Annotated in this window: 7 protein-coding genes and 2 pseudogenes; 6 read left to right on the top strand and 3 right to left on the bottom strand. The window is 51.0% G+C overall.

The window, feature by feature from the left end:
* The first annotated feature begins 606 nt into the window (after positions 1-606).
* Positions 607-1,140, top strand: coding sequence for a lytic transglycosylase domain-containing protein (locus tag GKAS_RS21975; protein WP_081918600.1), 534 nt, complete (start codon positions 607-609; stop codon positions 1,138-1,140).
* A 43-nt stretch (positions 1,141-1,183) separates the two neighbouring features.
* Here GKAS_RS21975 and GKAS_RS21970 read toward each other — a convergent pair whose 3' ends face one another.
* Both GKAS_RS21970 and GKAS_RS24345 read right to left on the bottom strand, forming a co-directional pair.
* Complete coding sequence (locus tag GKAS_RS21970) at positions 1,184-2,005, bottom strand: DUF932 domain-containing protein (RefSeq protein WP_035897469.1); 822 nt, start codon at positions 2,003-2,005, stop codon at positions 1,184-1,186.
* A 25-nt stretch (positions 2,006-2,030) separates the two neighbouring features.
* Positions 2,031-2,210 carry a hypothetical protein gene (locus GKAS_RS24345; RefSeq protein WP_072011460.1) on the bottom strand — a complete coding sequence of 60 codons (180 nt, stop codon included), beginning with the start codon at positions 2,208-2,210 and terminating at the stop codon, positions 2,031-2,033.
* A gap of 66 nt (positions 2,211-2,276) precedes the next feature.
* Here GKAS_RS24345 and GKAS_RS21965 point away from each other — a divergent pair.
* Both GKAS_RS21965 and GKAS_RS21960 read left to right on the top strand, forming a co-directional pair.
* Positions 2,277-2,974 (top strand): IS1 family transposase gene (locus GKAS_RS21965; RefSeq protein WP_227674994.1). Its coding sequence is split into 2 segments (ribosomal slippage): positions 2,277-2,526 and positions 2,526-2,974, totalling 699 coding nucleotides; the frame shifts between segments, so codons are not numbered across the junction.
* A 414-nt stretch (positions 2,975-3,388) separates the two neighbouring features.
* Positions 3,389-3,862 (top strand): annotated as a pseudogene (locus tag GKAS_RS21960) (DDE-type integrase/transposase/recombinase); the annotation flags it as partial.
* A 36-nt stretch (positions 3,863-3,898) separates the two neighbouring features.
* On the opposite strand, the gene GKAS_RS21955 reads toward GKAS_RS21960, so the two are convergent.
* Positions 3,899-5,034 (bottom strand): IS3 family transposase gene (locus GKAS_RS21955; protein WP_210436387.1). Its coding sequence is split into 2 segments (ribosomal slippage): positions 3,899-4,788 and positions 4,788-5,034, totalling 1,137 coding nucleotides; the frame shifts between segments, so codons are not numbered across the junction.
* Between the two features lie 180 nt (positions 5,035-5,214).
* On the opposite strand from GKAS_RS21955, the pseudogene umuC reads away from it, so the two are divergent.
* From umuC to GKAS_RS21935, 3 genes and pseudogenes are all read left to right on the top strand, one after another.
* Positions 5,215-6,255, top strand: a pseudogene (gene umuC / locus GKAS_RS21945) (translesion error-prone DNA polymerase V subunit UmuC); the annotation flags it as partial.
* Between the two features lie 78 nt (positions 6,256-6,333).
* Complete coding sequence (locus GKAS_RS21940; RefSeq protein ID WP_004206783.1) at positions 6,334-6,585, top strand: type II toxin-antitoxin system Phd/YefM family antitoxin; 252 nt, start codon at positions 6,334-6,336, stop codon at positions 6,583-6,585.
* Positions 6,586-6,638: 53 nt separating this feature from the next.
* Complete coding sequence (locus GKAS_RS21935; protein WP_016156495.1) at positions 6,639-6,944, top strand: hypothetical protein; 306 nt, start codon at positions 6,639-6,641, stop codon at positions 6,942-6,944.
* The last annotated feature ends 613 nt before the right edge of the window (positions 6,945-7,557 follow it).

The following is a 7,557-nucleotide window of genomic DNA, read 5'->3' as shown; positions in this document are numbered from 1 at the left end:
TTTGAAATATATGTTTTTACGTGACATGGTATTTTTCCCGAAGTTTAAGACAGTGCTGCCTACGGCACTATTCTCATCAATATGGCCCTGAAAGAGGTGACTGATGTCTGTATGCAATCTGTTCGCTTCTCGTCTGGTCCAGGCTTATACAGGTGTGTTATAGCGGCACTGTCTATGTGTGTCAATACGGCACTGTTCATACTTTACCTGCTGTTTTATAACAGTACACACAAATAACACACACAACAGTGCCGTATCAGGCACCAACAGGTGTGTTAATCAGGCACTGTTGTGTGTGTGGGTTGCCACACCTTTTGGGGCAATACTTGCAAAAATCGTAACTTTTCAAAGTTATCACCATGATTTTAAAGATTAAATCTGCAAGGCGAAGCCTTGCGTGGGGTGTGATATTTTATCAGTAAGAGTAGAGCGGCCTGAAAATAGGAAAATTGCGTTAGCTTCTTCTATTCCAGGATGTCAGTAAAAGCCTGGCAGGAAGCGCCTCACGCGCGTTTGTAGTGAATTACCTTGATTAAAATGATCGGCGCGGGTATTTTTAAAAAAATCGGTCTGTAGTGCATCCTGTAGATTATGTGAGTGCATATTATGAAAATAAATTTTCTTGCACCATTGCTGTTCGCAATAGTGTTCCCTACCTCAGGTGCACCCCAAATGTGCTTCGACCAGGCCGGAAAGGATTACAATATTGACCCGTTACTTTTAATGTCGATCTCAATTCAGGAAAGCCGCCTGATTGCTAATGCAACCAACAGCGCAAATCGGAACGGCACAGAAGATGTCTGCGGAATGCAGATCAACAGCTCACATTATAAAAAGCTCGCCGGATTTAATATTACACGGCAACGATTGATGAATGACCCTTGCATATGCGTTTACACGGGTGCCTGGGTGCTGGCGCATAACTTCAGGTCATACGGTAAAAACTGGGATAGCGTAGGGATGTATAACACGGGGCCATCGAAGAAGCTGATTGTTCAACGTCGGGCATATGCTGAAAAAATCAAAAGTATATACCGTATACTTCAGGCCAGAAAAATTCTTCTGGATAAACAGCCGACAGAAAAGACCGCTGGGGTTCTCACAAAAGACCACGATGGCGTGCCAGAAATCACTCAGTGATCAAGGTATAAAAAAGCCGCTCAGATGAGCGGCATTTTTATTTTTATGATTTGAGCTTTGCAAACTCTTCAGCAAGTTTCCATAAAGCCTGATTTAATTTGATGTCACCATCAATTCCGGTCACCTCCCGCGTTCTGGTCATCTTTCCCTTTGCTGACTTTCCGCGAATACCACCACGAATAACATTCTCCTGCACGCGGTTAAAAGTCGTCCATAAATCGGAATGATTATCTTCCCAGCGTCGAGGATGAATAACCTGCTGAGCGGTAATGGGTGAATGCTCGCCATTGTATTTATACTCGAGCACAGCTTCACCCAGGATAAGTTGCTCGCGTTCTGACAACATAACGCCTCGCATCATATCGATACTGCTTTCAACATTATCGAAAGTTTTCAGAACTTCATAAGCACCTTCGATTACCTGCCCAACGATATCACCTTTATGCGGTACGCTTATTTCACCGAAGTTCTTCCAAGCGACCAGTCCATTCGTGCAAATCTGCCGAAACATCCCCGGAATCATCTTGTAGCTGCTTGAACCATCATGGCTATTCAGCAGAATAATTTCTGGTACTTCTTTTCCGTTCAGCTGGTCATGGCGACGCAGACGAATTAAGTGCTTAGTAAAATCTCGCTTATCAATATCGCGTGTCCGAGATTGTGTTGCAAAGTAAGGTTGAAAACCTTCACCGCGTAAACGGTCGAGAATGTTAATTGTCGGAATGTATGTATAACGTTCTGAACGCGAGTCGTGTTTATCTTCTGAGAAGGCACTCGGGACAATGCGCGCCAGTTCATCATTAGTCAGTGGGCGATTCTGACGGATTGAGTTTGGAGTACGATAACGGGATGCAAAGCTGACCATATTGGTTTCCTCTTCAGTTAAAATATCAGTTAATTGATGGATTAATTACGCGAAAGAAATGATCCATAGGAGCACCGGCGGCCACCGGATATCCATCGACAACCCATACAGAAACATAATCTGCACAGTTATCATTCAGCAGTGTTAATTCCAGACTATTTTCCGGCGGAGTAAATTCCATCGGTTGAGTGACACCTTCAGTCACTCGTAAAACCCGGTAATGGTGCCAACTTACTGATTTAGTGTATGATGGTGTTTTTGAGGTGCTCCAGTGGCTTCTGTTTCTATCAGCTGTCCCTCCTGTTCAGCTACTGACGGGGTGGTGCGTAACGGCAAAAGCACCGCCGGACATCAGCGCTATCTCTGCTCTCACTGCCGTAAAACATGGCAACTGCAGTTCACTTACACCGCCTCTCAACCCGGTACGCATCAGAAAATCATTGATATGGCCATGAATGGCGTCGGATGTCGCGCCAGTGCACGCATTATGGGCGTTGGCCTCAACACGATTTTACGACACTTAAAAAACTCAGGCCGCAGTCGGTAAACTCATGCATACAACCGGGCAGTGACGTCATTGTCTGCGCTGAAATGGATGAACAGTGGGGCTACGTCGGCGCTAAATCACGCCAGCGCTGGTTGTTTTACGCGTATGACAGGATACGGAGGACGGTTGTGGCGCACGTATTCGGTGAACGCACTCTGGCCACGCTGGAGCGTCTTCCGGGCCTGCTCTCGGCCTTTGAGGTCGTGGTATGGATGACGGATGGCTGGCCGTTTTATGAATCACGCCTGAAGGGAGAACTGCACGTTATCAGCAAGCGATATACGCAGCGCATTGAGCGGCATAACCTGAATCTGAGACAACATCTGGCAAGGCTGGGACGGAAGTCACTGTCGTTCTCAAAATCGGTGGAGCTGCATGACAAAGTCATCGGGCATTATCTGAACATAAAACACTATCAGTAAGTTGGAGTCATTACCTAAAACCCAGCAGAACAGATCCGTAAATTGATCCACAGTCAGTTCGTCCCCCATCTTCCTGGAAGATTCCTGAGCGGCGGTTCTGACGTTGACGTTTTGTGTGTTCATCCTGGTTGTCTCCTCTCGATGGTTAATCCATCTCCCTGGTGAGTTCTCTCGCGGCAAAGGGCAAAGGAGCAACGGCGGTAAGCGGGACGCAAGGGGCGATGACGGAAAGTTTTTGCTCGCAAAAAGTTTATGGCAGCGTTCATTTACCCCTTGTGGAACGCGTCGCCGGTGCTACGAACAGCCCTCCGCGTGAGGACGGTCAGGGTGATGGCCATCGATAGCGAACAGGATGCACACACCCGACACGTCGGAACGGCGTGGCGCACTCAGAGCGACGGCGACGCCAGCGCGGTTATCCTCAACATCATCAGCGATATGCCGAGTTATGGTTATCGACGCGTGTGGGGCATCCTGCGCAAGCAACGTCGCACAGAGGGACAGCCACCTGTGAATGCCAAACGGCTTTACAGGATAATGAGCGAGCATAACCTGTTGTTGTTGCATCACAAACCAGAGCGACCGAAGCGTGAACATAAGGGCAAGATAGCGGTGGCAGAAAGCGATATGCGCTGGTGTTCAGATGGCTTCGAGTTCGGCTGCGACAACGGCGAAAAACTGCGGGTAACGTTCGCGCTGGACTGCTGCGACCGTGAGGCCATAGACTGGGCAGCAAGCACGGGAGGCTATGACAGTTCGACCGTGCAGGATGTGATGCTGAGGTCGGTGGAAAAGCGCTTCGGCGACAGGCTGCCCGACACAGCGGTGCAGTGGCTGACAGACAACGGTTCAGCATATACCGCGCATGAAACGCGGAGGTTCGCCAAAGTGGACTGACCCCACGTCCGTAGACAAATTCTGTCCTCACGACGAGGCCTGTTCAAAGGCCTCAGGACTGACGCCGCCGAGATGACTGTGGCGCCGGGCCCGGTTGTAGAACACTTCAATGTAATCGAAGATATCCGCCCGGGCCAGATCCCGGGTTTTATAGATACGTTTTCTGATGCGTTCTTTTTTCAGTGAACTGAAGAACGATTCGGCCACCGCATTATCCCAGCAGTTGCCACGCCGGCTCATGCTTGGGGCCAGATTATTGGCCCGGCAGAAGCGCTGCCAGTCGTCACTGCCGTACTGGCTGCCCTGGTCTGAGTGAACGATAACCTCGCCGTCGGGTTTACGTCGCCAGACCGCCATCATCAGCGCGTCGGGCGCCAGTTCGCGTGAGAGCGTGGGTTTCATCGACCAGCCGACCACATTACGGGCAAAGAGATCGATAACCACCGCCAGATACAGCCAGCCCTGCCAGGTGCGGATATAAGTAATATCGGTGACCCAGACCTGGTTGGCCCGGACAACGGTGAACTGCCGCTGCACGCGATTAGGAGCAACGACTGAAGGCCTGCCAGAGATACGACGTGGTGCTTTATAGCCGCGCACAGCTTTAATCCGGTTCAGTTGCATGATCCGACCCACCCGATTTTTACCGCAGGTTTCCCCGATTTCATTCAGATCGCCATGAACCCGCCGGTAACCGTATACGCCTCCGCTCAGGGAATATGAGTCGCGGATAAGCATCAGCAGGCGTTGGTTATCTTTATCACGCGCTGAGACAGGGTTATGCAGCCACGCATAGAACCCGGCCCGGGCGACATTCAGTACCCGACACATCGTCATCACACCCCATACAGTGCGGTGCTCATTGATAAAGCGGTACTTCAGTCGGGCTCCCTTGCAAAGTACCGCGCGGCCTTTTTCAGGATATCCCGTTCTTCTTCGGTGCGTTTTAGCTGCGCCCGGAGTTTCAGGATCTCGCTTTTAGCTTCCAGTAAATCCCGGGCATGCTGCTCGCTGTTATCAGGTTTAATCGCCCGTAACCACTTATAGAGACTGTGTGCGGAAACGCCCAGACGGTCAGAAACTTCGGCCACGGAATAACCGCGTTCCGTTATCTGACGGACGGCTTCTTCCTTAAATTCAGGTGTAAATCGTGGTGTGCCCATACGCTCCTCCTATGCTCAAACTATAGGGCAGGATCGTCTACCGTGGTGGGGTCAGTCCAATATACGAAATTGTTAGTCGTTTATCTTGGTATATGGGAACAATTTCTGACACCTGCTTTGCGTTTATAGCAACTATTTAAAGCATGAATTATTTATGTAGATTTTCTATTCCACATAAACGCTAGCCTGAGTAACCGCGTGGTCGCCCTGCTGGAGGAGCTGTCTCCCCGCGTCGAACAATACTCGATAGACGAATGTTTCCTGGATGCCCGGGGAATTGGCCAATGTATGGATCTGGAGGATTTTGGCAGGCAGCTGCGTGGGCACGTTCTCAGTGGAACCGGACTGACGATCGGTGTCGGCTGCGGCGCCACAAAAACACTGGCCAAATCGGCGCAGTGGGCGTCAAAGGAATGGCCACAATTCAGGGGGGTGCTGGCGCTGTCGCCCGATAATCCACGCAGGACGGCAAAATTACTCAGCCTGCAGGCGGTGGAAGAAATCTGGGGCGTGGGGAACCGGATAGCGAAAAAGCTGCACGTTATGGGGATCACCACCGCCCTGCAGCTGTCGCTGACGAACCCCGCGTTTATCCGCAAAAACTTCAACGTAGTGCTGGAGCGCACGGTACGTGAGCTGAACGGCGAGAGTTGCATTTCACTGGAGGAAGCGCCGCCGCCGAAACAGCAGATTGTCTGCAGTCGCAGCTTCGGGCAGCGGATCACCACCTATGAAGAAATGCGCCAGGCCGTCTGCCAGTACGCCGAGCGCGCAGCAGAAAAGTTGCGAGGTGAGCGGCAGTACTGCCGGCATATCAGCATCTTCATCAAAACCTCCCCTTTTGCGGTTAATGAACCGTACTACGGTAACGTGGCCACTGAGAAACTGAACACCCCTACCCGTGACACCCGGGACATTATAGCGGCAGCGGTCAGGTCTCTGGGCAGGACCTGGCTCGATGGCCACCGCTACGCAAAAGCGGGGATAATGCTCAATGATTTCAGCCCGAACGGCGTTGCACAGCTGAATCTGTTCGATGACGTGCAGCCACGGCCGCACAGCGATGCGCTGATGAAGGTGCTCGACGGTATTAATCATTCAGGACTCGGGAAAGTCTGGTTTGCCGGACGGGGTATTGCGCCGGACTGGCAGATGAAACGGGAGATGCTGTCACCGGCATATACCACCCGCTGGAAGGAGCTGCCGGTTGCCCGTTTCTGACCGTTGAAATGACAGAAGGGACTTGCCGCCAGAGCTTACTTTACCGATCATACAGATGACTTGTCTCAGGGGGGAACCATGACAAACATCATTCTGTGTGATGTGACTGCCAGCGTCAGCGAACTTAAAAACGATCCGGTGGCCACCGCCAGTGCCGGCGGCGGCTACCCGGTCGCGATTATTGACCGCAACCGCCCTGTTTTTTATTGTGTGCCCGCGGCTCTGTATGAACAAATGCTCGATGCGCTGGACGAAAAAGACCTGGTGCAATTGATCACAGAACGTCAAAACCAGCCGCTGCGTGAAGTGGATCTCAATCAGTATCTGTGATGTGCTCCGGTGCGAGGAGCAAGGAATGTATTAAATCAATGTTAAGGAACAATATGGGTAGCAAAATCGCAGGTGTGGTTTTCTTATTCTTCACTGTCTGGGGAATGGCTTCAGTGATTGAATTGCAGTACTGGCGTAACGCTGATACCTATCCTGTCTGGCTGACAAAACATCTCCGGATCTCTCCCGAAAATAACGAAAAGAGCCTGATAAGGATAGGAATGGAAACCTTTGACAAGGTATGTGGTGATAACAGGGGCCTCCTTGCCGTCACCCAAAAACAAAACGGTATGTTTATGCGCTGTGATGATTCCCCCGGATTTTTTTCATGGTTCAGCGGCGTTTACAAAGTCAGTTAATCAGATAACGTGTTGGACTTTCAATATGTTACCCACACGGTTATCCCCCGTTACTGTGGATAATCAATATATTGTGTCTCAGACAGCTGCTTTTTCTACCATATGTTGTGTCCCTGATATCCCCTCGGACGGCGTGACAAACGACATCACACTGGAGACGCTGATGACGGGACCATGTTCATCCAGGGTCGTAAGAACGGCCGGGACTGGTTACCGGCCGGACGAAGGACCGGCCAACGCGCAGCGGCGGCAGCTGGTTTTAAAAATGCTGGCGGAAATTTAAAATTAAGCCGCACACCCCGCGAAATTTTGCAAATTTCACTCAACATGCTTCGTTCAGATCCCAACAGAGCTTTCACCATCACCTGTAATAGCCGCCCTGCTGCGTGATTACTCCGCTCAACAGGTTGCTGGCGACAAGCCAATACCTGTTCGTGACAGGCATTGCTTAACCGTTGTCCCAAACTAATAATGTGCCGACGATGCAGGTGGGACCGTGGTCCCAGGCAGATTACCTGACCGACGATGCAGGTGGGACCGTGGTCCCAGGCAGATTACCTGACCGACGATGCAGGTGGGACCGTGGTCCCAGGCAGATTACCTGACCGACGAT

Origin of the sequence: Kluyvera ascorbata ATCC 33433 (assembly GCF_000735365.1) — a bacterium.
Classification (GTDB): domain Bacteria; phylum Pseudomonadota; class Gammaproteobacteria; order Enterobacterales; family Enterobacteriaceae; genus Kluyvera; species Kluyvera ascorbata.
This window is presented reverse-complemented; position numbering and strand designations above follow the sequence as displayed.